The sequence below is a fragment of the Gordonia sp. GONU genome (assembly GCF_024733855.1).
In the GTDB taxonomy this organism is placed as follows: domain Bacteria; phylum Actinomycetota; class Actinomycetes; order Mycobacteriales; family Mycobacteriaceae; genus Gordonia; species Gordonia amicalis.
Genome location: NZ_JANRHB010000008.1, coordinates 54,244 through 77,406 on the forward strand (window position 1 = coordinate 54,244; position 23,163 = coordinate 77,406).

The following is a 23,163-nucleotide window of genomic DNA, read 5'->3' on the forward strand; positions in this document are numbered from 1 at the left end:
GTGAAGGCAGGACCGATGACCACGCTGGCACCCGCACGCAACATCGTCGAGCTCACCGGTGACCGCCAGTCCGGCAAGACCGAGACGCTGATCCGTGTCGCCATCGCTGATGCGATCGCCGGCCGCCGCGTACTGTTCGGCACCTACCTCTGGGCCGTAGCCCGCAGCACCTTCGACCGGATCGCCAACGAGATCGACAACGATTGGATCACTCGCATCCGTCGAAGCGCCGGCAACCTGCGCATCGAACTCGTCAACGGTGGACTGATCGAGGTTCGCGCCGTCACGACCAACAGTCATCGCGGACTCGACTGCGACACCGTCATCCTCGACGACGCACACGAGTACGAACAGCACATCCCTACAGCGATCGTCAGCACCAACGCCAGCCCCAACCCACGCGTATACATCGCACGCCAGGCCTGATGCCAACAGCCAAGCAACGCAACACCACCCAACGCGGACTCGGCTGGAACCACCAAAAGCAACGCGTACGACTCCTCAACAAACACACCGACCGCACACCCTGCTGGTGGTGCGGCGAACCCATGTACCGCGACCCCAAACGCAACCCCGACTACAACCCCCACAGCACCGACCCCGACAACGGCAAACTCGCCGCCGACCACACCCTCGCCCGCGCCCACGGCGGAACACTCGCCGACCGACTCCTCCACGGCAAATGCAACAAAGAACGAGGCGACGGCAGCCGCGACGACCAACGCCCCGCACTCCTCAAGCACCGCGGCGGACACCCCGCCAACAGCCTCACCTGGGGGTGACCACATGACCAGCCCCACCACACCCGACGGGCCCACCCCCCACCCCCCTGAAGTATCTGGACCCCCCGGGGGGCCTGACTGCCAAGGGGAGGCAGGGTTTTTTTTGTACGGATCGGCGTTCGGGGACGCGGGATCGGCGTTGTGGGCCGATTTGGCGGCGGAATCGGACCCATTTTCGCTGTTGGTGCTGGTTATTGAGGCGTGCAGGCTCGCAGATCGGCTTTCGAAGTTTGACGAGCTGTTGCGGGGCGATATCGATACGTGGGCGCGGCTGACGCATCGCACTCTGACCGATGACTACGAGTTGAAGATCGATTCGGCGTCGGCGGAGGCCCGGCAGACGGCGGGTGCGTTGCGGCAGATCCTCGCCGAGGTCCGCCGGCTGAAGAGCGAGCAGGACGACCCTGGTGACGGCAACCCTCTCGACGATCTCTGAGTTCGACGTCGATGCGGCGTTCGCGGAGATCGTCGCGAAGGAGTGGCCGAACCTCGAGGGGCGGCAGACTCCGCGGTCGTTGTGCTTCACGCCCGGCGATACCGCGCTCGGCGGCAAGGCGTGCCTGCTGGCGTTCCGGGCCGGGCGGATCCGGTCGATGCCGTGGCAGTCGTGGTCGCTGGATCAGATCATGGCGAAGTCGCCTGATGGGACGTGGACGCACCCCGAGTGCTGCCTGATCGTTCCTCGGCAGAACGGCAAGTCGCTGATCCTGGTGATCCGGGTGCTGTACGGGCTGTTCAAGCTCGGGGAGAACATCGTGTTCTCGGCGCATCAGTGGGAGACCGCGAAGTCGCTGTGGAAACGCGCGTGGGCGATCGTGAAGACGACGCCGTGGCTGAACAAGCTGGTCGAGTCGCACACCTGCAGCCAGGGGCGCGGCACGATCGAGCTTACGACCGGGGCGAAGGTGGTGTTCACGACCCGGTCGGCGAACGCCGGCCGCGGTCTGGACAAGGTCGATCTGGTCATCTACGACGAGGCGTACGACCTTACCGAGGCCGATATGGCGGCGTTGTCGCCGACGAAGATGGCCGCGGACGATCCGCAGACGATCTACACCTCGAGTGCGGTCAACCAGGAGCAGCACCCGAACGGGCAGGTGCTGGCGGCGGTGCGGGAACGTCTGCTGGCTGGCGAGGAGGGTCTGTTCGGCGCGGAGTGGATGGCGCCGGAGGAACTCGACCGCGCCGAGCCGTCGACCTGGCGGTGGGCGAACCCGTCGTTCGGTGTGATCCAGACCGTCAAGAAGCTGGCCGCCGAGTTCAAGGCGATGACCACCGGGGCCGGACGCAAGAGCTTCGACGTCGAGTACCTCGGGCGGGGTGACTGGCCCACCGAGGTGACAGTGAAGGAACCGGTCATCGACCCCGACCTGTGGGGTGACATGGGACAAGCCAATCCGCCGGTGAAGGGGTCGATCGCGCTCGGCGTCGACATGACCGCCGACCAGAAGTGGGTGACGATCGCGGCGGCCACCTGGACCGACGACGACCGTATCCGGTTGGAGATCGGCTATCACGAAGCCCCTTCCCGGGCTGTGGTGCAGAAGATCCTCGAGCTGATCAACCGGTGGGACCCGTGCGTGCTGGTGATCAACGGCACGTCACCGGCGAAGTCGTTGGTGCCTGAACTGGCGAACGCCGGTATCGAACCGGAGTTGACGTCGTCGTCGCAGATGACCGAAGCCTGTTCGGGGTTCTACACCGCGGCGGTGAATCACGAACTGTCGCACGCCGATGACCCGCGGCTGACCGACGCGCTGATGGGTGCGGAGAAGAAGGAGTTCTCCGGAGGGGCGTGGGGCTGGGACTACCGCTCCGACGCCGTGCTGTCGCCGCTACAAGCAGCGACGCTCGCGTTCTGGGGATTGCAGGCGTACGGGATCGAGGTCGGCCCGCCGCCGTCCCCGGTGTTCCAGAAGCAGACCGCCGGGCACGGAAGGGGAAACCGGCGCGAATTCGATGCTCTGACAGCAGCTTTCTGAGGAGGAGGTGACCATGGCCGAAGTTGAAGTGAAGCCGCCGAAGGCCGCGTTCTCCGAGAAAGGCTACGTCGCGGATTCGTCGGGTGGCCCGGGTTGGCCGCAATGGGTGCAGGATGAGCGGGTCCCCGACCTGCAGTGGCCGGAGAGTGTGCAGACGTTCGGCCGGATGCTGCGTGAGGATTCGCGTGTGTCGTCGCTGTATGCGGCGATCACGCTGCCTATCCGGCGGACTCCGTGGCGTATCGCCGCAAACGGCGCGCGCGATGAGGTCGTGGAGTTCGTGGCGAAGAACTTCAATCTGCCAATCGAGGGAGGCGACAATCTGCCGCAGCCCACGCGCACGAAGGGCAAGTTCTCGTGGGTGCAGCACCTCCAGCAGGCTCTCACCGCACTGCCATACGGGCACTGCGTCGACTACGAGACGGAGATCCTGACGCAGCGAGGCTGGCTCAACGGCCGCGACCTGTGCGAAGGCGATCAGGTGATGACCCTCGACCCAGAGACCGGTCGTGGTGAATGGCAGCCCTGTGAGACCGTGCATCACTGGGAAGGCCAGCACACCGTGCGGCACCTCGAAGGGCGGTCACACTCGTCCGTCTCGACGCTGAACCACAAGTGGATCACGCGCGACTACGACAGCAAGAAGCTGCGATTCCGCACGTCGGCTGAGCTGAACACGAACGATCGCATCATCCGTGCTGCACCAACCGCCAACCTTCCGACTGAACCGAAGTGGTCGGACGCCTTCGTTGAGCTGGTCGCCTGGTACTGGACTGAGGGTCAGGAGCATCCGGGCGGCGGCATCTGCCTGTGGCAGTCCGAAGCGGTCAATAGCTGGAAGTGCCAACGCATCCGCGAGACCCTGACCACCCTCTATGGGCCAGGCCAGGAGTCGCTGAAGCACGGTCGCGGAGGCTGGCGCGAAACCGTTCGCATGAGTGGGGTCGTCAAGAAGCCGACTGCTTCCTGGTACATCACAAAGTCGCTGGCAGAAGACATTCGCCGCATAGCCCCTGGCAAGGTCGTTTCTGGCGAGTTCATCTCCCAACTGACATCTGCGCAGCTGCGACTCTTCATCGAAGTCTCACTCGACGCCGATGGCCACCGCGGACGCGGCGGCGCCGGATACATCGCCCAGAAGAAGCCAGAGATGCTGGACGCCTTCGAGATGGCGTGCTCACTGCTTGGTATCCCTTGGACTCGGTCGACGCCGCCGTCAGGCGGCAATGCCTGCACGCGAACCGGGAAGCAAATCGAGGTTCGTCCAGTAGCCAACGCGCAGCGGGCGACACGAGGCAAGAACACTGCAGACACGCTCGAAACCGTCGAGGGCGTCTGGTGCCCACAGGTGCCGAACCGCACTTGGTTGGCGCGACGCCGCGGCACGGTCTACTTCACTGGCAACTCAGTGTTCGAGCAGGTGTACTGGCCGCCGGACGACGCCGGCCGAACCTTCTTGCGCAAGCTTGCGCCGCGGCCGCAGCGCACGATCTCGAACTGGAACGTCGCGCTCGACGGCGGGCTGATGTCGATCGAGCAGTACGCGCCAGCGTCGAACGGTCGTGTGCTGTACGGGATCAACCCGCTGAGGATCCCGATCGGTCGGCTGGTGGTGTACTCGCGAGACCAGGACCCGGGCGTGTGGTGGGGCAATTCGCTGCTGCGGCCGTCGTACAAGCACTGGCTGATCAAGGATGAGCTGATCCGCTACCAGGCGGTCGCGATCAAGCGCACCGGGATGGGTGTGCCCGTCGCGACCGCCGCACCGGGGGCGACCCAGGAGGACGTCGACGCGCTGGCCGAGATGGCGCAGCAGTACCGGGGCGGCGACAACTCGGGCGTGGGGCTCCCGTACCAGGGTGACCTGAAGCTGGTCACGCCGAATGGCAACCTGATCGATATCGGTGCGGCGATCGCTTACCACGACAACATGATCGCGATCGCTGGGCTCGCGCACTTCCTCAACCTCGAGGGTGGCGGCGGATCGTATGCGCTGGCGTCGGTGCAGGAACACACCTTCACCCAGTCGGTGCAGACGACCGCCGAGTGGGTCCGCGACACCGCGACCGCCCACATCGTTGAGGACCTCGTGGACATCAACTTCGGCGTCGACGAGCCGTCACCGCGTCTGGTGTTCGACGAGATCGGTTCCCGCCGCGACCTGACCGAGGCCGGACTGAAGCTGCTCGTCGACGCGGGGCTGCTGTCGCCGGATGTGTTTGTCGAGCAAGCGGTTCGTCAGCGCCTCGGGCTGCCGGCCAAGTCCGCCGATACACCCACCGAACCCGCTGTGCCGACCCCGGGAGTTGCCTCGTGAATCTGTCCGAACTGCTCAACCAGCCCGCCGCGCGCAAGCTCGACACCGATCGGCAGGCGGCGCTGCACCCGAAGGCCGAGCGGCGCAGTTGGTATGAGATCAAGGCCCCGTCGAACAAGGCCGACGACTCGACCACCGAGATCCTGATCTACGACGTCATCGATCCCGACCCGTGGTTCGGCGGCGTCAGCGCCCGCGACTTCGTCGAGGATCTCGCGAACGTCGACACCGACAACATCCTGGTGCGGATCAACTCGCCCGGCGGCGACGTGTACGACGCGCTGGCCATCACCAATGCGCTGCGCAATCACGACGCGACGGTGACGGTGCAGGTCGACAGCCTCGCCGCCAGTGCAGCCAGCTTCATCGCGATGGCCGGCGACGAGGTCGTGATGTGCCGCAACTCCGAGCTGATGATCCACGACGCGCGTGGCTTCTGCATCGGCAGCGCCACCGACATGGCCGAGTACGCCGAATGGCTCGGCCGCGCGAGCGACAACATCGCATCGATCTACGCCGAGAAGACCGGCGGCGACGCCAAGGACTGGCGCAAGGCGATGAAGGCCGAGACCTGGTACACGGCGGACGAAGCCGTTGAGGCAGGGCTCGCCGATCGCGTGAAGAGCGACGACACCAAGGACGAGTCGAAGAAGGCCGCGGCCCGATTCGACCTTCGGAGCTTCGCTCACGCCGGCCGCCGTCAGGCGCCGGCCCCGTTCATCCCCGCGGCATCGGCGGGGCTGTCAAGGAAGGAGGCCCCCGTGGCCACTTTGAAGGAAGGCCTCGCGGAGCGCCTCGGCATCGACGCCGATGCGGACGACGAGACCACACTGCAGGCGCTTGACCAGGCGCTCGAAGAGCGGGCCGAAGGCGGGGACGGCAACGGCGCGGGCGCCGGTGAGCCGTCTGTCGGCGAGCTGAACCAGGCTGCGGCCAAGCACGGTCTGCGGCTGGTTGATTCGGCCAAGTGGGACGAGGTGACGGCGCAGGCCGCCGCAGGCAAGGAGGCCCGCGACCGGCAGGTGGCCGGCGAGCACGCTTCGGTCGTCGACTCGGCCATCGGCAAGGGCAAGATCACCGCCGCCCGCCGTGATCACTTTCTCGCGCTGATGAAGGCGGACGCTGAGGGCACCAGCAAGCTGCTCGCCGAGCTGCCCGACGAGACGGCCGTACCGCTGTCGGAGCTCGGTCACTCGACCGAGCCGGATCCCGACAGCATCAAGAACGTTCGCGAGAGCGACGCCTACAAGGGACTGGAGGGCTGATCATGGCCGGAATCACCGTGAAGTTCGAGAAGGGGCGGATCACCCACACCGCTGAGGCCGCGATCGTTGGCGGTCAGGTGGTGCACCCGGGCACCGGTCCGCGCAGTGCAGTGCCGGCCACCGCGGACTCCGAGAAGGTCCTGGGTGTCGCGCTCACCGACGCCGCGCCGAAGGTCGACCCGGCACCGGGTGTGCTGTACGTCGGCACCGATCAGGTGACCGTCGCGTCGGCGCCGGCGGTCGTTCCGGTCAAGTCCAACAACAGCGCGGCTCCGGGAGATCTGGTGGTCGCGCATACCGCTGGCGCGGTGAAGAAGGCCCCGGCCGAGGCGAAGATCACCCAGATCGTCGGTCGTGTCATCGAAACAATCGGCGGCGCGGACAACATCGTCCTCGTCCGACTGGGAGGCTGACCCATGGCAACGAACAACACCCCCGTCGTGTCGATCGACGACGGCAAGACCATCACCGTCCAGCAGGTGATGGGCAACCCGCGCGCCATCCCGCAGCGTGTCATCGATCTGGTGCGCGACAACATCATCGGCGAGACCCTGTTCCGCAACGCGGGCAACCCGGGATCGCTGCTGGTGCAGTTCCAGCGTTCCACCCCGCTGTTCCTCGACGGAGACCCGGAGACGGTCGCCGAGTTCGGCGAGATCCCCGTCTTCGACCTGGGCGAGGGTCTGCCCGAGGTTGCGCGTGGCCTGAAGTACGGCTCGGCCGTGCGGATCTCGCGCGAAATGCGGGACTTCAACCAGATCGACAAGGTGCGTAAGCAGGTCACCGCGACGGCCAACACGGTCATCCGACTCAACGACGCGGCATTCCGGTCGGCGCTCGACGACGCCTCGGTGCCCGACGTGGCGGCCACCGCGGCGTGGGATGGCACCGGCAGCAAGATCCGCACCGACATCAAGGAGGCGATGAAGACCATCGCCGGCGCCGTCCACGACGGCGACCCGAGCCTCCCGAAGGGGTACGTGCCCGACACCATCGCCTTGAACACCTCAGTCCTGTACGACTTCATGGACAACGAGGACTTCAACAAGGTGTACGTCGGCAACGTGGCCGATCAGTCGATCGCCTACAACGGTGTGCTGCCCGGACGGGTCCTCGGCCTGAACGTGCTGCACTCGCCGCTGTGGCCGCTCGACAAGGCTCTGGTGTGCCAGCGCGGTGTCCTCGGCTTCTACGCCGATCCGCGTCCCCTTGAGGGCACCGGCCTCTACCCGGAGGGTGGTGGCCCCAACGGCGGTCCCACGGAGACGTGGCGTTCGGACACCACGCAGATTCGCATGATCGGTGTGGACGAGCCCGAATCGGCCTGCTGGATCACCGGGATCGCCTGATGGGCCCCGACGGCGTCGAGTACATCCTCACGGCCACGTCGTGGCGGGATGTCCACGGCGTGCGGCATCGCCGCGGTGATGTCGTCACCCCACCGGAGTCAGAGGTGGAGCGACTACTGCGAGCGAAAGCCATCACCACTCCGGAGGCGATCGCCGTGGCCGAGGCTGCCGCGGAGGCCGATCGAGAGGCACAGGAAGCTGCCGCCGCTCAAGCCGTAGCGGACCGGGCGGACGAGCAGCTGACCTCGGAAGGCGATCTCAACAGTGCTGTGCCACCCGAGGTCACCCCGCCCACCGGGAAGCCCCGGAAGGTTGCTCCGGTGAAGGAGTGGGAGGACTATGCGGTCGCGCTTCACGAGGCATCCGGCGGCAAGGAAGGTTTCCCGCGCGCCGACGCAGAGGCGATGTCGAAGGCCGATCTGATCGAGGCGCTGCAGTAGGTCATGTCCTACGCCACGCCCACCGATATCCAGGGACAGTGGCGCGCACTGTCGCCGCAAGAGACGATGCGCGCCACTGCACTCCTGGACATGGCCGGCATCCTCATCGACCGCCACGTCAGCGACGTGTCCGGACTGGAGGAGGGCCACTGGAAACGTCGTGTGGCCAAGCAGGTGTCGATCGACATGGTGATCGATGCGCTCGAGTCCGCCGTCCACCGCGGCGGCCTGTCGGCGCATTCGGTGCAGATCGACGACGCGGTGGAATCTCGTTCCTACCGGGACGGCGAGTACAGCACTGTGCTGGTGTTCACCGCCGAGATGCGCGCGATGTTCGGCATCGCCTCCGTCGGACCGTCGTGGCGCTTCGGGTGACCACCCAAGATCGTCGTGCCCCCGTGTGCGGGCCCCCCTCACGGGGGCACGGCTTCCCGAGGGCCGCGTGACCATGACCATCGAACGCTTCTTCACACGCGAGTTCTCCGTCAAACGCCACCTCGGTGACGGCGCCGCCGGACCTGTTGTGTCCGAGCCCGTCACCGTGCTCGGACGGATCAAGCACGAGAACCGCATCGTCATCGACGACAAAGGCAACGAGGTCGTGTCCGCGACCAAGATCAGCATGTCGATCGACACGCCCACCATCCCGACCGGCTCGGTGGTGTCCATTGACGGCGGTCCGTGGCGCACCGTCGTCGCCGAAGCCCGCCACATCGGCGGATTCGTCAACTCGCCTGACTACTACTCGATCGACCTCAACTGAGGAGGTGACCGATGGCGTTGGAGGACAACACCGATCAGGTTCTCGATCAGATTGCCGACGCGTGGACGGCCGCGATGCAGGCGGGCGCCGACGAGTTACTCGAGGCGTCGAATCGGCTGGTCCCAGTCGATGACGGAGAGCTGCTGGCGTCCGGCACAGCGCAGGCCGAGGGCAAGGAGGCTGCCGTCGCCTACACCGCGCCGCACGCGATGAAGCAGCACGAGCGCCTCGACTTCAACCATCCCAGCGGCGGCCAGGCCAAGTTCCTCGAGACCGCCGCGCTGGCCAATGCCTCATCGATCGAACAGGCCATCGCCGACGCGATGAGAAACCGGCTGTGAGTGTCGATCCCGCCGACCTGGTGTCGTCGCTGGCCCAGCGCCTCGACGAAGTCGGGTTCGGAATCTACCGCCCATCAGGGCCGTACCCGACCGACTTCCATCTCCCGGTCGTGACCTTGGGCAAGCTGCCACAGAACATCACCTCGGCCGTCGCGATCAACCACTACCTGACCGATCCGGACGTGTTCACCGTCGAACACAACCCGCTGCACCTCGTGCAGCTGCTGTTCCGTGAATCCGGACCCGACCCACGTCCGGTCCTCCGCAGCGAGCGCCGAGCATTCCGCCTGCTGCACACAATGACTCCCGGCTCCTGGCCGGGGGGAGTGTCACCACTTTCGGTGACGTTCTCACATGCCGCACCAGCCGATCCCGACGAGGACGGGAACTGGACCAAGGCGGCCAACTATCACATCCGCCTCAACCCAGGAGACTGAAATGACTGCACCCACCCCGCCCCTGAAGGCGACCAACACCGCCGATCTGTCGGTGGCAACGTCGGGCCAGGTCCGCGTCGAGATCGACACCTCCACCACCGGAACGCCCGAGTGGACCGAGATCAAGGGCATCCAGCAGTGGGGCCCGAAGTTCGAGCAGACCACCGAGGACGACACCGACGTGTCGACCGGCGGCTGGGCCTCGGAATTCCCGATCGGCAACGCGTTCACCGTGCGCGTGTCCGGTCTGGTCAAGGGCGAAGAGGACCCGACCTTCGTCGTCGACCCCGGCGTGCAGGCGCTGCTCGACCACTCCGAGACCTACGGCAAGGCAGGTGTCGCCCACCTGCGCTACCAGCGCACCGACGGCATCCCGGAGGCCTACGAGTTCTACTCGACGGTCAAGGTGTCCAAGGGCGATGACAAGCCGCCGGCCCTGCAGAAGTGGTCGGGCGACCTCACCGGCAAGGGACAGCCGCAGGCAATCGCCAAGTGGACCACCGAAACCCCTTGATCGCCGTGCCGGGGCCGGACCTCTTCCCCGGCTCGGCGCTCTACCCAGGAGGTAGCTGATGGCGTACACGCCGAAGACATGGGCCACCGGAGCGGGCGGGGGCACCCCGATCACCGCTACAGAGCTCAACCGCATCGAGCACGGCGTCGACGGCGCTCACGACGAGATCGCCGATCTGCAAGAGGTCGTATCCGACCTGGCCGACCGTATCGCCGCGCTCGAAGCGCAGTAACCCCGAGGCTGACCCCAGGGGGCCGGGGCCAGCCACACCACTTATCGAGGGGCCATGACCGAAACCGCTCAATCAACTCAAGCTGGCGCCGAACGGGCCGAACATCTCTCGTTCGATGCGCTCCACACGCTCATTCAGGCTGCGCGCGGCGGACGTGGACTCCTCGTGCGCACGCAACTTCTCGGTGACGTCATCGAGGCGATTTTCCAGTACACGCACGCGTTCGACGAGCGTCTGGAAGTCCTTGAACGTCGGCTGAGCCATGATTCTTCTCCTTCGTCGGTTGGTAGCACTCCGAGCGTAGGAGAGCAGCCGTCCGTCCGGGTCGCTTCCACTGGCCCGGACGGACGGACAGATGTCTCCGACTTCGCGAGTCAGATTTCCCAGCAGTTGAACGAGCTGATTCGTGCGGTCAAGGAGGGGCAGGACATTCACGTGAACGTGGAGGAACGATCCGCCGGCCATCCTGAACCAGCGGCACGTTCTCACGCTCGCCAAGCTCCGGGAGTTCACACAGGGGCGGCTTGTGCGCGCCCGTGACGTCATCGCATCGCTCGTCGATCACGTCGGCGTCCTGGATGAGCGAGTGAGCGCGCTAGAAGGCAAGTAGAGGGCACCGCCCACCAAACCATCACACCCACACCACGAGGAGGGCCACCTGTGGGATTCCAAGACCTGTCCGAGTTCTTCAAACCAGGACTGCAACTGCCGATCCGCGGCAAGACGTACACCATCCCGGCGGTGAACGCCGCGGACGGGCTACGTCTGCGGTTGCTGTTCAGCGACCCGACGGTGAGCCTCACCGACGAGGGCGAGCTGAAGGAGATCATGACGCTCCTCGGAGCCGAATGGGTGTCGAAGGTCGAGACCGTCAACCTCACCGACCCCAACACTGGTGTGCTCATGATCGACGACGAAACCGGCAAAGTGATGACCGCAGAAGTCGACCGCGGGTCATACCAGGGCGGGGTGTATCAGGAGATGGCCGACGACGGGCTGTCCTGGGACGAGATCATGCACGCAGGCCGTACCGCGATGCTCAACGCCGGCATGGGACGCACGGTCGCTGAAGTGCACTGGGAGACCGGACTCGCGGACGCCGCATCGGGAAACCCGCTGCCCCCGAATCCGGGGGCAGCGGAGCAGCCGGTGGAATTCCCGAATCGGGCGGCCAAGCGGGCGGCGAAGAAGACTGCGCCGAAGAAGGCGGCAGCCAAGAAGGCCACCTCGTCGAAGGCCGCTACGGGCTCTTCGACCCGCGCCCGAAAGCGTACGGCGAAGACGACCCGGGCGGCGGGGACTACGACCCAGTAACCGGGATGCGCGACTGGTACGCCCAGTCCGCAACGACCACTGCGGCGCCGGCCGAAGCGCGAGTCACTTGGCCGGAGATCCTCGAACAGTGGGTCAGCGTGACCCACGACCTCCACGAGGTCTACGGCATCGACGTCGAAAGCGGAATCCTCCGCGAACGAACCTGGAAATGGTTCGAAGACAAGATCACTGATCTACTGCTCCGCGGCCCTCGGCTGAGTGTGTGGATGAACGTCAAGACCCGGATAGTTCAAGAGCCGCGTTCGTGATGTTCTTCCGCCCGACGCTGAGTTGTTGGAGCTTCACCGAGCAGTTCAGAGACGTTGTGCTGCCGCTCTCACATCCTTCGGCGACGTACTCCCGGTATGTGTTCTGGTAGGCGTACACCGGCAGTAACGCGCCAGCTCCGGTGTCGTCCGTTGGCAGTGTTGAGGCTGCCGTCAAGAGATCACCGGCCTGGTCATTGACGCAGCCCCAGGCGTATTCGTCGCACTCGCTGAGCCACTCCACACCCGCACGTCCCCAGTTGCGCCAGGAGTCGATCGAGTAGCTGCTCTCATCAGTGGAGATGACCGAGGTGCCTGACCCTCCGGAAGGTGAGCTGGCACTACCGCATCCGATGAGAACGACGGCTAACAAGCTGAGCGTGACAGCAGCGAAGGTGTGCTTCATCGGCTGATCGTAACCGGTTACGGAGCGGTGATCGTGGTCGTTGAGGTGGGGCACGGGAGCCACACCGCTGGATTCAAACATCAAAGGCATCGAGAGGGACTCCGGAATGCAGCACTGCCTTCCGGGGTCTCGTCGTTTCAGAAGGGGCGGTGAGAGTTCTCTTGGCGATAATTGTCGCGGACCTGATTGCCCAGCTTCGGGTGCAGGATTCGGGTGTCGAGCAGTCGCTCGATCGGACCAGGTCGAACCTGCAGCAGGTGGGGCGGCAGGCGGAGAACACCGGTCGTGCCACGCAGCAGATGTCGAGCGCGAGTGCCGCTGCTTACAGTCGTGCGCAAGCGGCATCTACACGCCTCCGAATGGCCGAACAGCAGCTCGCTGACGCACGACGGGCAGGTAATACTCCGACCCAGCGGCTGATGTCGCTGGAAGCGCGGGTGCACTCAGCTCGCGCCGGGGCGATCACCGCTGCACAGCGGTACGCGTCTTCACAGAACCAGATCGCGCAGGCAAATCAGAACGTCGAGCGGTCGAACCGGGCGGTTGAGCGGTCGTCGAACTCGGTGGTCGCGGCAGCCGGACGGGCTCGTGGCGCACTCGAGATGGCCGGAGTCGGTGTCGGATTGGCTGCCGTGGTCGAGGGGATGAAGCGCGCCGTGTTCGCCGCTTCGGACCTAGCAGAGTCGACCAACGCCGTCGACGTGTCGTTCGGGTCGTCCGCGCAGAAAGTGAAGGACTGGGCGTCCACCGCGGCACGAGCGATTGGTCAGAGCAACGTCGAGGCACGTGAGGGCGCGTCGACCATGGCGCTGTACGGCAAGCAGGCCAACCTCTCTGGAGACAGCCTCGCGAACTTCTCTATCAAGATGACGACCCTGGCTTCGGACATGGCGAGTTTCCGCAACACCAGCCCCGAGCAGGCGGTCGAAGCGCTCGGCGCGGCGTTCCGCGGCGAGTCTGATCCGATCGAGGCCTACGGTGTGCTGCTCAACGAGGCGACCATCAAGAACCAGGCCATGAAAGACGGCCTGGTCGCCAGCACCTCCGACGCGTTGACGCCGGCCATTCGCGTGCAGGCGGTGTACAACGCCATCCTCGAGCAGACCTCGATCATGCAGGGCGATTTCGGAAATACCAGCGATTCAATGGCGAATCGTCTGCGAATCCTGCGTGCATCGGCGACGAATGCTGCTGCGGGTATCGGCGACAAGCTCATGCCGATCGCTAACGGGTTCATCACCCTCTTGGAGGGGCCCGGGATGGCGGCTTTTCAGGGTGCAGGCTCGGCGCTCGGAGCGATCGGCAGTGTCGCATCCATGGTTGGCGCAGCGTTCGGGGATCTGCCCGGACCCATCCAGTCGGCCATTATGGCCGTCGTCGCCATGCGTATCGCGCAACGACTCCTGGGCGGCCAGATGCAGAGTCTGCAGCAACGTGTCGCGGGTGTCGGTGGCGTCTGGCAGGGATACAGCCAGCGGGTCGCGAACGTCCAGCGGGCAGCAGCGATTACAGGCCAGTCGATGGGTCGTTTGCAGGCCTCGACCATTGCGATGAGTCAGACGGTTCGCAACACGTCGCCGACCCTGATGTCGATGCAGGCGGCGTTCCTTCGCGCGTCGTCCGGCGCATCGACAATGCCGCGGACGGCAGGCGCCTTCTCAGCTGCGACGGCAGGGATGGCCGCCGGTGCGCGCGGCCTGATCGGCGCACTCGGCGGACCGTGGGGGCTGGCGATCATGGGTGCCACGATCGCGCTCGGTGCGTTCATCAAGAAGAAGCAGGAGGACAAGCAGAAGTCGCAGGAGGCGGCCGCTCAGACGGAGTCGTGGGCAGACCAGATCGGTCGTGCGGGTGGCAAGATCACGTCCGCTCTGCGCACCGACGTGCTCAAGCAGGCTGACGACGATACGAAGAAGCTCGCGGTGTCGAATAAGACTCTCGCGCAGACGATGACGGATCTCGGGTTCAGCAACAAGGACACGGTCGACTCGATCCTGAAGCAGGGCGACGCGTATGAGCGGGTACGCAATCAGCTGATCGCGATTCAAAACGATCGCGAGAATTCCGATCAGGACACCCGGGTGTCGGCCTACGACGCGCGACTCGAACTCGAGCGGCTGGCCAAGCAGGCCGACGACGCGAAGACCAAGGCGCAGCGCCTCGCCCAGGCGAATGGTGACATGCGTGTGTCGTTCGACAAGAACAACACTGCGGTCGGTGCCATGACAGAGGCGATGACCGAGTTCGAAGAGTCCACCGATGGCGCCGCGTCGAAGGTTGACAAACTCGCAAAAGCTCTGAGTCAGTTGAACTCTGATGGGCAGACTGAGGAAGAGGCGCAGCAGTCGTGGTCTGACGGTATCCGCGACCTGGCGAAGGCGCTGGGTGAGGCCGGTACCGCGGCGGTGCTGGCGAACGGCAAGATCGACTTCACCACAGAGAAGGGCTCCGCCCTCCAGGACGCGGTCCAGAAGCAGGCGGAAGCGTTCAATCAGGTTGCGGCGGCAGCGTTCGAAGCCGCCCGCGCGCAGGGTAAATCGGTTCCGGAGGCGGCCGAGATCGCCCGCAAGAAGCTCGTCGAGCAGCGCCAAGCGCTGATCGATTCACTCACCGCCCACGGCATGAGCATCGACGCCGCCAACCGCCTCGCAGATGCCTACGGTCTCATCCCGAATGTCGTCGCGACTCGTCTGAACGTGGAGGGTCTCGACGAGGCGAACGCCGGCGTCGGCACCCTGCTGGTGCAGCTGAACAGCCTGCCTCGTGAGAAGCCGGTGTCGGTGACCGCTCCGGGTGGCCAGCAGGCGTTCGACCTCCTGCGGAGTATCGGTGCGCAGATCCGTGTCGACAACCACAAGAACATCGTGGTCGACGCTCCGCTGGCTCCCGAGGTGCTCGACACCCTGCACAGGCTCGGGCTGGCCGTTCGAACCAACAACGGCAAGACGATCATCGTCACCGACAACGGCACAGCCGCGGTGGTGCAGCGGAACATCGACGCGATCCGCGGTCACCAGGTCGCGATGACCGTGACCTACGTTGACCCGCAGGGCCGTGAGGTCCGGGGTATCGATCCGAGCAACGGCGGAATACCGCTCAAACCTGAGTACTTCAAGTCGCTCAAGCCGAAACCGAAGGCGACCGGCGGACCGATCGTCGGCCCCGGTACCGCCACATCGGATTCGGTGCCGCTGTGGGGGTCGAACGGCGAGTTCATGATGCAGGCCGCCGCCGTCAGACGGTACGGGCTGTCGTTCATGCACGCGGTCAACGCGCAGCGCCTCGCAACCGGCGGACCCGTTGGTAGCGGTCCCGCGGGAGGGGACACCGCAGCCGCCATGTCCGATCCGGGGACGGCTACCGTCGCGGTACCCGGGATGGGTCTGCCGGATGCGCTCGGCCAGGTCGCCGCGACGGTCTCCCAGGTCAAGGACACACAACTCGATCCGGCGATGACCGAGGCGACCGCCGGAGTCACCGAGTACGGCCTGGCGACCGCGGAGCAGACCGCTGCAGTGCAGGCGGCGTGGACGGCGACCGGGGCCGCGGTCACGACCGCCGCCGGCAACGTCATCGGGCCCGCGGTGCGCGGAGTCGGGCAGGTATCGCAGTCGACGGTCGCCGGGCTGGTCGTGCCCGCGCTGGCCGGTATGCGCAGCAACATCGCCGCGACCGCCATGGGAATGCAGACCGCGGCGACCGGGCAGATCAACCCGGCGATCGCGTCGGTGGGATCGACCGTGCAAGGCGTGCACCAGGGCACAGTCGACCCGGTACTCGCCGCGATGCGCGGCGCGGTCGGCAACACCGCAGCCTCATTCGGCACCGGCGCGTCCGCGATCGCAGCGCAATGGAACTCAGTACGTGAGGCCACCGCCGCCCCAGTGCGATTCACCATCGGAACCGTCTTCAACAACGGCCTCGTCGGCATGTGGAACTCGGTTGCCGACCTGATCGGCACATCGAAGATGAACCCGTACCCGATCGGGTTCGCCACCGGTGGCGTGCTCCCCGGCTACACCCCGGGCCGCGACGTGCACCAGTTCGCATCCCCAACCGGCGGCCGCCTGGCCCTCTCCGGTGGCGAGGCGATCATGCGTCCAGAGTGGACACGCGCCGTCGGCGGGCCGAACGCGGTGAACCGGATGAACGCGTTGGCCCGCTCCGGCCAGCTGCGCCGCGTGAAGGGCACCGACCAGTACCTCGGCGGCGACATGGCGTTCGCCTCCGGCGGCACCATCCAGGGTGGCGCGGAGATCACGTCGGAGATCCAGCGCACCATGTGGGATGCGGTGCGCACCGCGTTCCCGGGCGTCGTCCTTACGTCCGGCACGCGGTATGCCGACGTCGGTTCCGGCTTCGACAACCACATGGGGCAGCGCGCCCTGGACCTCGCTGGGCCGATGCCGGAGATTGCGCGCTGGATCTATCAACTCAACCGCTCCCAGCCGGTCGAGGAACTCATCCACTGGCCGCTGCAGGGCTGGCAGAACCTGAAGTCCGGGTCCCCGCTGGACTACGGTGCTGGCACCAACGCCGACCACACGGACCACGTCCATTGGGCGATGGCTGCGATGCGGTCGTTCGCGGGCCGGCTGGTGTCGATGGCCGGCGGATCGGGCGGACCCGCGGTGCAGAAGTCGATGGCCCAGATGATCGCGGAGACGCTGAACCCGCTACGGGCGCAGGTCGAGAAGAACCTGGGTGCAGCGACGTTTGGCGGCCGGATGGGTCAGGTCCCGCAGGGTGTGTTCGCGAAGATGAACGACGCGATGACCGCCCGCCTCCGTGATCTCGCGACGAAGTACATGGGTCCGGCGATCGGTGGCGGTGCCGACGTGGAGCGCTGGCGGCCGATGGTCATCGCGGCGCTGCGCCGCAACGGATTCGAGCCGAACAAGCGCAACCAGGATCTGATGTTGGCGCAGATCGGGTCGGAGTCCGGCGGTAACCCGGGCGTCGTGCAGGGCGTGCAGGATGTCAACTCCGGCGGCAACGAGGCCGTGGGTCTGTTGCAGGTCACGCCCGGCACTTTCGCCACGTACCGTGATCCGTCGCTGTCGGACAATCGCTCTGATCCGTGGGCGAACATGAACGCCGCGCTGCGCTACTACCGCGCCCGCTACGGCGACGACCTGGGTGCGATGTGGGGCAAGGGGCACGGTTACGCCAATGGCGGCACCATCCCCGGCAGCGGCAACCGTGACACGGTGCCGATCCTCACGACCCCTGGCGAGGAGGTCATTCGCAAGGGGCCTGCGGAGAAGAACCGTCCGCTGCTGAAGAAGATTAACGAGGGCGGCGACGTGCGCGTCTATGTCACGAACTGGCCTGCCGGCACCAGCTATTCGTCGACGGCGGTGCCTGCTGTGCCCGCTGATCCCAACGCGGACCCGATGGTCGACCCGGCGCTGGCGATCACCGATCCGACCGCTGTTGAGCCGGCCGTGTCTCCGGCGGAACGGAGCGTCGCCGAGAACCTCGTGGCCAACGCCAAGCGCAAGCACACTGAGGCGGTCAACAAACAGCGCCTCGCCGAGCTGAAACTCGCGGAGATCCAGGGAAATCCGAAGGCGAAGGCCTCACAGCGCGAGGCCGCCGAGCAGGCGGTGGCGAAGGCGAAGAACGACGTCATCGCGGCGACTGAGAAGCAGCGCCTCGCCGAGCAGAAGCTCGCCGAAACCGTGTCGTCCGGCGCAACAGCGACACCCGGGATACCCGGGGCGACCGGCGTCCCGACGGGTCCGCCGACTGCGTTCGAGCTGAAGCTGCGTAACCCCTTCCAGCCGTTCTGGTGGCGCGGGGAGAAGGAGTACCAGGAACGCATCATTCAGCGGGCCCGCGAGCTCGAGCAGGCGCAGAACGAGCTGAACGGGTCCGGGTCAGGTGCCGGTAGCGGAACATCGTTGTCGTCGGTGCTCGGCTCGGAGAACGCCGTCGCCGAACGCAAACGGGTCCTCGAGGAGGCCGAGGGCAAGCTGCGGATCGCGCAGATGAAGCTCCAGGAGGTTCAGGGGAGCAAGAACCCGAAGCCGTCCCAGATCGAGAGCGCCCGGCAGGCCGTCACGCGCGCCGAGAACGATGTCACCAAGGCGCGGGAGGATCTGGCGGTCGCCGAGCAGAAGCTCGCTGAGGACCAGGCCAAGCCCATCAAGCAGCCCGGCATCACGAAGATGTGGGTCGGTGGCACTGTCCCGGGGACCGGGATAAGCGACACCGTCCCCGCGCTGCTCACCCCCGGTGAGGAAGTCACCCGGCGGGCCATGGCGATCAAGTATCGCCGTCTGCTCAAGGCGATCAACGCTGACAAGGTCGGCCGGTACGCGTCCGGCGGCACCGCCGGGTTCGGTGGCTATTCGGCCGATGACAGCGACTACATGAAGCCGACCAGCCTGTACGACTGGCTCGCCCTCGGGGTCGGCGGGGCGTCGTCGGTGGCCGGGATGGCCGCACCGTACGCGCAGATGCTGCTGACCGGGCAAGTCGACCTCGGCAACGCGATGCCCCAGTTCGATACCGGCGCCAACGATCCCACCGGCGGATTCGCCAACAGCATCATCAGCGACTTCGCCAGCCAGATTTCCCAGCAGCTCAACGAGCTGATCCGTGCGGTCAAGGAGGGGCAGGACATTCACGTGAAGGTGGAGAACGACCAGTCACCCAGTGCGGCCGGGCTCGTCGGCATGGCGATGGGTGTGTAGATGCCCGTCATGCCGTACGAACCGCGGCTACGCCTCACCGACCTGTACGGGGTGCCGTGGAATCTGTCGTCACCCACCTGTCCGGTGCGGCTCAAGACGGTGAAGGGAATCGACGGCGCCGAGTTCGAGCTCGACACGACGACCGGGGTGGGACAGGCCGGTGTCTCGGTCGTCGGCCGGGACGACAAGGAGTCGGTCATCGAGCTCGAGGTGTGGGTGGGCCCAGTACTTCCCGGCAACGACGCCCTCGATCTGTTGCGCCGCTGGCGCAAAGGCCTCGGCCGTGGTTGGGCGCGCGACGGCAAACTGATGCGTCTCGAGGCTCTGGCCACCGGCCGGTTCGTCGAGGTGCGGTTGGCGGCGAAACCCGAAACCCCGCTGTATTCGACCATGTTCCACGTCGGACGCTGCGCGGACGCGGTGAAGCTCATGTCGGACGAATCGTGGTGGCGGAAGAAGCCTTTCGACAAGACCTTCCCCTCATCACAGTTCGGGTCGATCGCCGTCGGCAACGAAGGCGACGAGTCGTCGTGGCCGTGGTACCGGGTCACCGGCCCGATCAGCAACATCACGATCGGTATGGCCGGCGAAACCGTCACCCTGCCCGCCTCGTGCAACCTGACGGCAGGACAGACCCTCGAGATCGACACCGACCCCGACCGGTGGAGTGTGAAGCACTCGGCGAGCGGTGACCGCACCTGGAAGGTCGGACAGCGGTGGCGCGTCAAAGCGCCGGCCGAGAACCTCCAGATTCCCGTGACGATCACCGGCACCGGCATCACCAGCGCCACCAGCCTGCGCGTCGTCGTCCCGCAACTGTTCCACGCCGCGCTATGACCGCCCCCGGATACGCCCGCCCCAACACCTCTGGGCCGGGCGATTTCGACTACCTCGACATCGGTGTCCGCAACAACCCGGTCATCGACTGGCGGCCGATCGGCTCCTACAACGAGGCCGGCATCAACTGGACATGGGACCTCGAACCGGGCAAGTTCGCCTTCGAACTTCGCCCCGACCACCCCCTGAACGACGAGATCCGCCAGGCCGACATCGACCGGCACATCTACCAGTTCCGGGCCGGGCTGCGCGGCATGCCGTTCACCGGCCGGGTCATGCAGCGCAAGCAGATCGGCAAACCCGGCCGCGAGAAGTTCCTCTACACCGGTGTGTGCAACAAGATCTGGCTGCAACGCTCCTACGCGTGGGTGAATCCGCTGTTCCCGCCGGAAATCCAAATCGGGTTAACGGGCAAGCAGGACATCATGTTTGGGCCGCCCGATCCGGTGTTCAAATACTATCTGGCGAAGAACTTCACCCGACTGAACAAGCCGTTCTACTGTGCACTGCCGCTGAAATGGCCGTCGGCGTGGTCGCAGAACAACCTCAACGACTTCAACTCGTTCGAGGACGTCCTCGACACCATCTACGACGCCACCGAGAACATCGTCGGCCTGATGGCGCGCTTCACCCAGATGGATGAGCTGTTCAAGCAGTCGGTGGAGCGCCTCGAGCTGGGGGTGTCGGTCGACCTGTGGGACGGTCGCGGCACCTCCCCGCAGGTGTTCAACACGTCGAGCCTGGGTGCACTGCAGTCGATCATCGATCACACCTCCGACCACTTCCTCGACCTCGGTCAGCTGATGAAGCCGGTCAACAACGGACTGTTCTCCTTCGCGGCGAACAAGGCGTGCTACATCTTCGATACCCACGAGAAGCGGGACCGCCGGGAAGTGCAGTTCCGCACCGACGGTGAAGGCCAGATCGAGTCGTACGAGCTGACCGTCAACGCGCCGGACGCGGTCCGGGCGATCGTCGGCGGCAAAAGCCCGTCCATGGTCAACGACCTGATCGAGATCGGGGCCAACCTCGCGATCGCCGCGATCATCGGCGTGATCGCCACCATCCCCGGTCTCGGCGGTATCGGTGGTCTCGCGGTCACCGTCGGCGACCTGTTCGACGACATCTTCTTCGCCTACCAGGTGTTCGTCGACCACGACCTCGAGGACGAACTCGGTGACGACGACGCGCTGCCGGAGATCTTCGCCGACAACACCGCCGCCTGGTCGATCGACTCGTATGCGATCGGCAAGACCACCCTGCACGAGCACGGCGGGAACAAGCAGCTCGAAATCACCGGACGCTCCGGGCGTCCCGACGGACTCGGGATCAGTTTCGGCGCTGACGACGGCACCGCGCGCCGCTACCGGCACGGCGACATCGTCACGTTCTGGGACCGCGGCAACACCGTCGAGAAGTACGTGTCCGGGGTGTCGGTCACCTCCAAGCCGGGGGAGCGGATGCGTGAATCCCTCACCGTCGGCTCCGACAAACGCGCCAAGGGCCCGTGGACGCGGCTCATCGCGGGGGTCCAGGGCGCCGGCCAATGGTCACGCGGCGCCGCCAACAGCACCTAGTCGAGAGGACTGCAATGAGTTTCCGAGAGGCCTACGGCTACAAGTACTCCGAAAACGGTTGGCGCATGGTCAACCGCGACGAATGCATCCTGATCCAGGGGCTCGCGTTCATGGACACCGCACCGGTCCGGAAGGGCTTCGCCTTCGAGGCACTGTCGGCGTGGGCGCACTGGTACGACGCCAACGTCCCGGGCGAAATCGTGTCGCCGACGTGGGGGTGGTCGAACACGAACGACGTCGCGACGTCGAATCACCTGTCGGGCACCGCGCTCGACATCAACGCCCCGCAGTACCCGTGGGGCGGCGACCGCATGGCGCGGGTGTTCCCCGACCGGGTGGCCGCGATCCGCCGCGGGCTCGCCGAGTTCGAGGGCATCATCTTCTGGGGTGCGGACTGGTCCCGCAAGGACGAGATGCACTTCCAGCTCAACCACGGCACCGCCTCTGGCGATGGCGCGTCGCAGCGTCTGGTCGACTTCGTGCAGCGACGCATCGTCGACGGCCGCCTGAAGGGCTCAGTCGGTAAGACCGCGCTCGACGCGGCGAAGGTCAACGCATTCACCCAGGCGTACATGGGACCGATCGGTTCGGACACGAAGGACTCGCGAGAACAGCTGTGCGGTGCCGGTTCCCGGGACGCCGGCGAGTTCGACGGCTGGGGCCAACTCGGAAACCGCACGTTCACCGATGGACTGGCCGCGCTACTCGATCGGGCGGTGAACCGCTGATGGGCACCTTCTGGGCCGACGTCTCGCAGTTCCAGCGGTTGGTGAACGAAGAGTACCCGCACCGGGTGTTCTCCTTCCGCACCAACAGCGGTGACCAGCGCGACCGCAACGCCGACGCGAACCTCACCTGGGCACTCGCCGCACTCGACCGCGGCGACCTCGACATCGTCATCCCGTACTACTACTTCCGCCCCGGCGCCGCGAACTGCGACCTGTGGCGCCAGGTGGTCACCCGCGGCGGGCGGATCGACCCGCGCATCGTTTGCATGGTCGACGTCGAATCGGGTGCCGGGTCCTCACAGGGAGCCATCCCGAACCGCGACCACAGCACCGAGATCAACGACGAGATCCGCCGGGTTCGTCAGTGGTTGGGCGGATCCCGGGTGATCGGCTACTACAACCCGCGCGCCGACCCCGCCCTGTGGCAGAACCGCGGGACCGTCCCACTGATCGTGCCGCACTACGACGTGCAGCCCGGACAGTCCTACGCATACCCGAACCGGTTCGCGCACCAGTACTCCGACCGCGTGCCGTGCGCCCCATTCGGTGCGTGCGACGCCAACTACACCGACCTGTCCATCCCACAACTCAAGACCCTCTTCGGAATTGGAGGCACCACCATGGCCACAGACGTCGAGAAGATCAACGAATTCACGAAGGCCTTCAACGGCCCGATCGGGTCGGATACGAAGGACATCCGCCAGCAGCTCGTCGGCGCGCGTGACCTCGTCTACAAGACCGTGGACGGCAAGAAGGTCGTCGACCTCGAAAAGTCGTTCCCCGGCTGGCCGCAACTCGGCGACCGCACCGTCGTCGACGCACTCGCCGCGATCGGCGCATCGCTCGGCATCCCCGGCTTCTACGACCCACTCGGCGTCGTGAAGAACCCCACCGACACCAAGGAGCAGTGAC

At 65.9% G+C, this 23,163-nt stretch carries 23 protein-coding genes; 21 read left to right on the top strand and 2 right to left on the bottom strand.

Annotated features, from left to right (window positions below; all coding sequences use genetic code 11):
- From NWF34_RS10055 to NWF34_RS10125, 15 genes are all read left to right on the top strand, one after another.
- A complete protein-coding gene (locus NWF34_RS10055; protein WP_258324908.1) occupies positions 1–426 on the top strand; it encodes a hypothetical protein in 426 nt (141 codons plus the stop codon).
- Entirely contained in the window at positions 426–782 is a 357-nt protein-coding gene (locus tag NWF34_RS10060; RefSeq protein ID WP_258324909.1) for a hypothetical protein, read from the top strand. Before NWF34_RS10055 ends, NWF34_RS10060 begins: the two co-directional genes overlap by 1 nt.
- 139 nt (positions 783–921) lie before the next feature.
- Positions 922–1,218 (top strand): hypothetical protein, encoded by a 297-nt coding sequence (locus NWF34_RS10065; RefSeq protein WP_258324910.1) that lies wholly within the window; start codon positions 922–924, stop codon positions 1,216–1,218.
- Positions 1,190–2,764 (top strand): terminase large subunit, encoded by a 1,575-nt coding sequence (locus tag NWF34_RS10070; protein ID WP_258324911.1) that lies wholly within the window; start codon positions 1,190–1,192, stop codon positions 2,762–2,764. The genes NWF34_RS10065 and NWF34_RS10070 overlap by 29 nt, the downstream gene beginning before the upstream one ends.
- 13 nt (positions 2,765–2,777) lie before the next feature.
- Positions 2,778–5,081 carry a hypothetical protein gene (locus tag NWF34_RS10075; protein WP_258324912.1) on the top strand — a complete coding sequence of 768 codons (2,304 nt, stop codon included), beginning with the start codon at positions 2,778–2,780 and terminating at the stop codon, positions 5,079–5,081.
- Positions 5,078–6,346: a head maturation protease, ClpP-related gene (locus NWF34_RS10080; protein WP_258324913.1), complete on the top strand. Its 1,269-nt coding sequence runs from the start codon at positions 5,078–5,080 to the stop codon at positions 6,344–6,346. The genes NWF34_RS10075 and NWF34_RS10080 overlap by 4 nt, the downstream gene beginning before the upstream one ends.
- Positions 6,347–6,348: 2 nt before the next feature.
- Entirely contained in the window at positions 6,349–6,759 is a 411-nt protein-coding gene (locus tag NWF34_RS10085) for a hypothetical protein (protein ID WP_258324914.1), read from the top strand.
- A 3-nt stretch (positions 6,760–6,762) separates the two neighbouring features.
- Complete coding sequence (locus tag NWF34_RS10090; RefSeq protein WP_258324915.1) at positions 6,763–7,695, top strand: hypothetical protein; 933 nt, start codon at positions 6,763–6,765, stop codon at positions 7,693–7,695.
- Complete coding sequence (locus NWF34_RS10095; RefSeq protein WP_258324916.1) at positions 7,695–8,135, top strand: hypothetical protein; 441 nt, start codon at positions 7,695–7,697, stop codon at positions 8,133–8,135. Before NWF34_RS10090 ends, NWF34_RS10095 begins: the two co-directional genes overlap by 1 nt.
- A 3-nt stretch (positions 8,136–8,138) precedes the next feature.
- Entirely contained in the window at positions 8,139–8,510 is a 372-nt protein-coding gene (locus tag NWF34_RS10100; RefSeq protein WP_258324917.1) for a hypothetical protein, read from the top strand.
- A 67-nt stretch (positions 8,511–8,577) separates the two neighbouring features.
- A complete protein-coding gene (locus tag NWF34_RS10105) occupies positions 8,578–8,898 on the top strand; it encodes a hypothetical protein (protein WP_258324918.1) in 321 nt (106 codons plus the stop codon).
- Between the two features lie 17 nt (positions 8,899–8,915).
- Entirely contained in the window at positions 8,916–9,239 is a 324-nt protein-coding gene (locus NWF34_RS10110) for a hypothetical protein (protein ID WP_258324919.1), read from the top strand.
- Positions 9,236–9,676 (top strand): minor capsid protein, encoded by a 441-nt coding sequence (locus NWF34_RS10115; RefSeq protein ID WP_258324920.1) that lies wholly within the window; start codon positions 9,236–9,238, stop codon positions 9,674–9,676. Before NWF34_RS10110 ends, NWF34_RS10115 begins: the two co-directional genes overlap by 4 nt.
- Position 9,677: 1 nt before the next feature.
- Positions 9,678–10,190 (top strand): phage tail tube protein, encoded by a 513-nt coding sequence (locus NWF34_RS10120; protein WP_258324921.1) that lies wholly within the window; start codon positions 9,678–9,680, stop codon positions 10,188–10,190.
- A 58-nt stretch (positions 10,191–10,248) separates the two neighbouring features.
- Entirely contained in the window at positions 10,249–10,422 is a 174-nt protein-coding gene (locus NWF34_RS10125; protein WP_258324922.1) for a hypothetical protein, read from the top strand.
- A gap of 72 nt (positions 10,423–10,494) precedes the next feature.
- On the opposite strand, the gene NWF34_RS10130 is transcribed toward NWF34_RS10125, so the two are convergent.
- A complete protein-coding gene (locus tag NWF34_RS10130) occupies positions 10,495–10,686 on the bottom strand; it encodes a hypothetical protein (RefSeq protein ID WP_258324923.1) in 192 nt (63 codons plus the stop codon).
- Positions 10,687–11,082: 396 nt separating this feature from the next.
- On the opposite strand from NWF34_RS10130, the gene NWF34_RS10135 reads away from it, so the two are divergent.
- Positions 11,083–11,736, top strand: coding sequence for a hypothetical protein (locus NWF34_RS10135; RefSeq protein WP_258324924.1), 654 nt, complete (start codon positions 11,083–11,085; stop codon positions 11,734–11,736).
- Between the two features lie 234 nt (positions 11,737–11,970).
- Here the strand turns inward: NWF34_RS10135 and NWF34_RS10140 are convergent, their stop codons facing one another.
- Entirely contained in the window at positions 11,971–12,408 is a 438-nt protein-coding gene (locus NWF34_RS10140) for a hypothetical protein (RefSeq protein ID WP_258324925.1), read from the bottom strand.
- A 359-nt stretch (positions 12,409–12,767) separates the two neighbouring features.
- On the opposite strand from NWF34_RS10140, the gene NWF34_RS10145 reads away from it, so the two are divergent.
- The 5 genes from NWF34_RS10145 to NWF34_RS10165 are packed head-to-tail and all read left to right on the top strand — an operon-like array spanning position 12,768 to position 23,162.
- The gene (locus NWF34_RS10145) at positions 12,768–19,109 is read left to right on the top strand and encodes a transglycosylase SLT domain-containing protein (protein WP_258324926.1); all 6,342 of its coding nucleotides are present in this window, start codon (positions 12,768–12,770) and stop codon (positions 19,107–19,109) included.
- On the top strand, positions 19,110–19,946 hold the full coding sequence (locus NWF34_RS10150) for a hypothetical protein (protein ID WP_258324927.1): 837 nt from the start codon (positions 19,110–19,112) through the stop codon (positions 19,944–19,946).
- Complete coding sequence (locus NWF34_RS10155; RefSeq protein WP_258324928.1) at positions 19,943–21,523, top strand: hypothetical protein; 1,581 nt, start codon at positions 19,943–19,945, stop codon at positions 21,521–21,523. The genes NWF34_RS10150 and NWF34_RS10155 overlap by 4 nt, the downstream gene beginning before the upstream one ends.
- A gap of 14 nt (positions 21,524–21,537) precedes the next feature.
- A complete protein-coding gene (locus NWF34_RS10160; RefSeq protein WP_258324929.1) occupies positions 21,538–22,251 on the top strand; it encodes a M15 family metallopeptidase in 714 nt (237 codons plus the stop codon).
- A complete protein-coding gene (locus NWF34_RS10165) occupies positions 22,251–23,162 on the top strand; it encodes a hypothetical protein (protein WP_258324930.1) in 912 nt (303 codons plus the stop codon). Before NWF34_RS10160 ends, NWF34_RS10165 begins: the two co-directional genes overlap by 1 nt.
- The last annotated feature ends 1 nt before the right edge of the window (position 23,163 follow it).

Coding starts and splice junctions, on each gene's coding strand:
- NWF34_RS10060 (WP_258324909.1), top strand. CDS start 426: ATGCCAACAGCCAAGCAACGCAACACCACCCAACGCGGACTCGGCTGG.
- NWF34_RS10075 (WP_258324912.1), top strand. CDS start 2,778: ATGGCCGAAGTTGAAGTGAAGCCGCCGAAGGCCGCGTTCTCCGAGAAA.
- NWF34_RS10085 (WP_258324914.1), top strand. CDS start 6,349: ATGGCCGGAATCACCGTGAAGTTCGAGAAGGGGCGGATCACCCACACC.
- NWF34_RS10090 (WP_258324915.1), top strand. CDS start 6,763: ATGGCAACGAACAACACCCCCGTCGTGTCGATCGACGACGGCAAGACC.
- NWF34_RS10095 (WP_258324916.1), top strand. CDS start 7,695: ATGGGCCCCGACGGCGTCGAGTACATCCTCACGGCCACGTCGTGGCGG.
- NWF34_RS10100 (WP_258324917.1), top strand. CDS start 8,139: ATGTCCTACGCCACGCCCACCGATATCCAGGGACAGTGGCGCGCACTG.
- NWF34_RS10120 (WP_258324921.1), top strand. CDS start 9,678: ATGACTGCACCCACCCCGCCCCTGAAGGCGACCAACACCGCCGATCTG.
- NWF34_RS10125 (WP_258324922.1), top strand. CDS start 10,249: ATGGCGTACACGCCGAAGACATGGGCCACCGGAGCGGGCGGGGGCACC.
- NWF34_RS10130 (WP_258324923.1), bottom strand. CDS start 10,686: ATGGCTCAGCCGACGTTCAAGGACTTCCAGACGCTCGTCGAACGCGTG.
- NWF34_RS10140 (WP_258324925.1), bottom strand. CDS start 12,408: ATGAAGCACACCTTCGCTGCTGTCACGCTCAGCTTGTTAGCCGTCGTT.
- NWF34_RS10145 (WP_258324926.1), top strand. CDS start 12,768: ATGGCCGAACAGCAGCTCGCTGACGCACGACGGGCAGGTAATACTCCG.
- NWF34_RS10150 (WP_258324927.1), top strand. CDS start 19,110: ATGCCCGTCATGCCGTACGAACCGCGGCTACGCCTCACCGACCTGTAC.
- NWF34_RS10155 (WP_258324928.1), top strand. CDS start 19,943: ATGACCGCCCCCGGATACGCCCGCCCCAACACCTCTGGGCCGGGCGAT.
- NWF34_RS10160 (WP_258324929.1), top strand. CDS start 21,538: ATGAGTTTCCGAGAGGCCTACGGCTACAAGTACTCCGAAAACGGTTGG.
- NWF34_RS10165 (WP_258324930.1), top strand. CDS start 22,251: ATGGGCACCTTCTGGGCCGACGTCTCGCAGTTCCAGCGGTTGGTGAAC.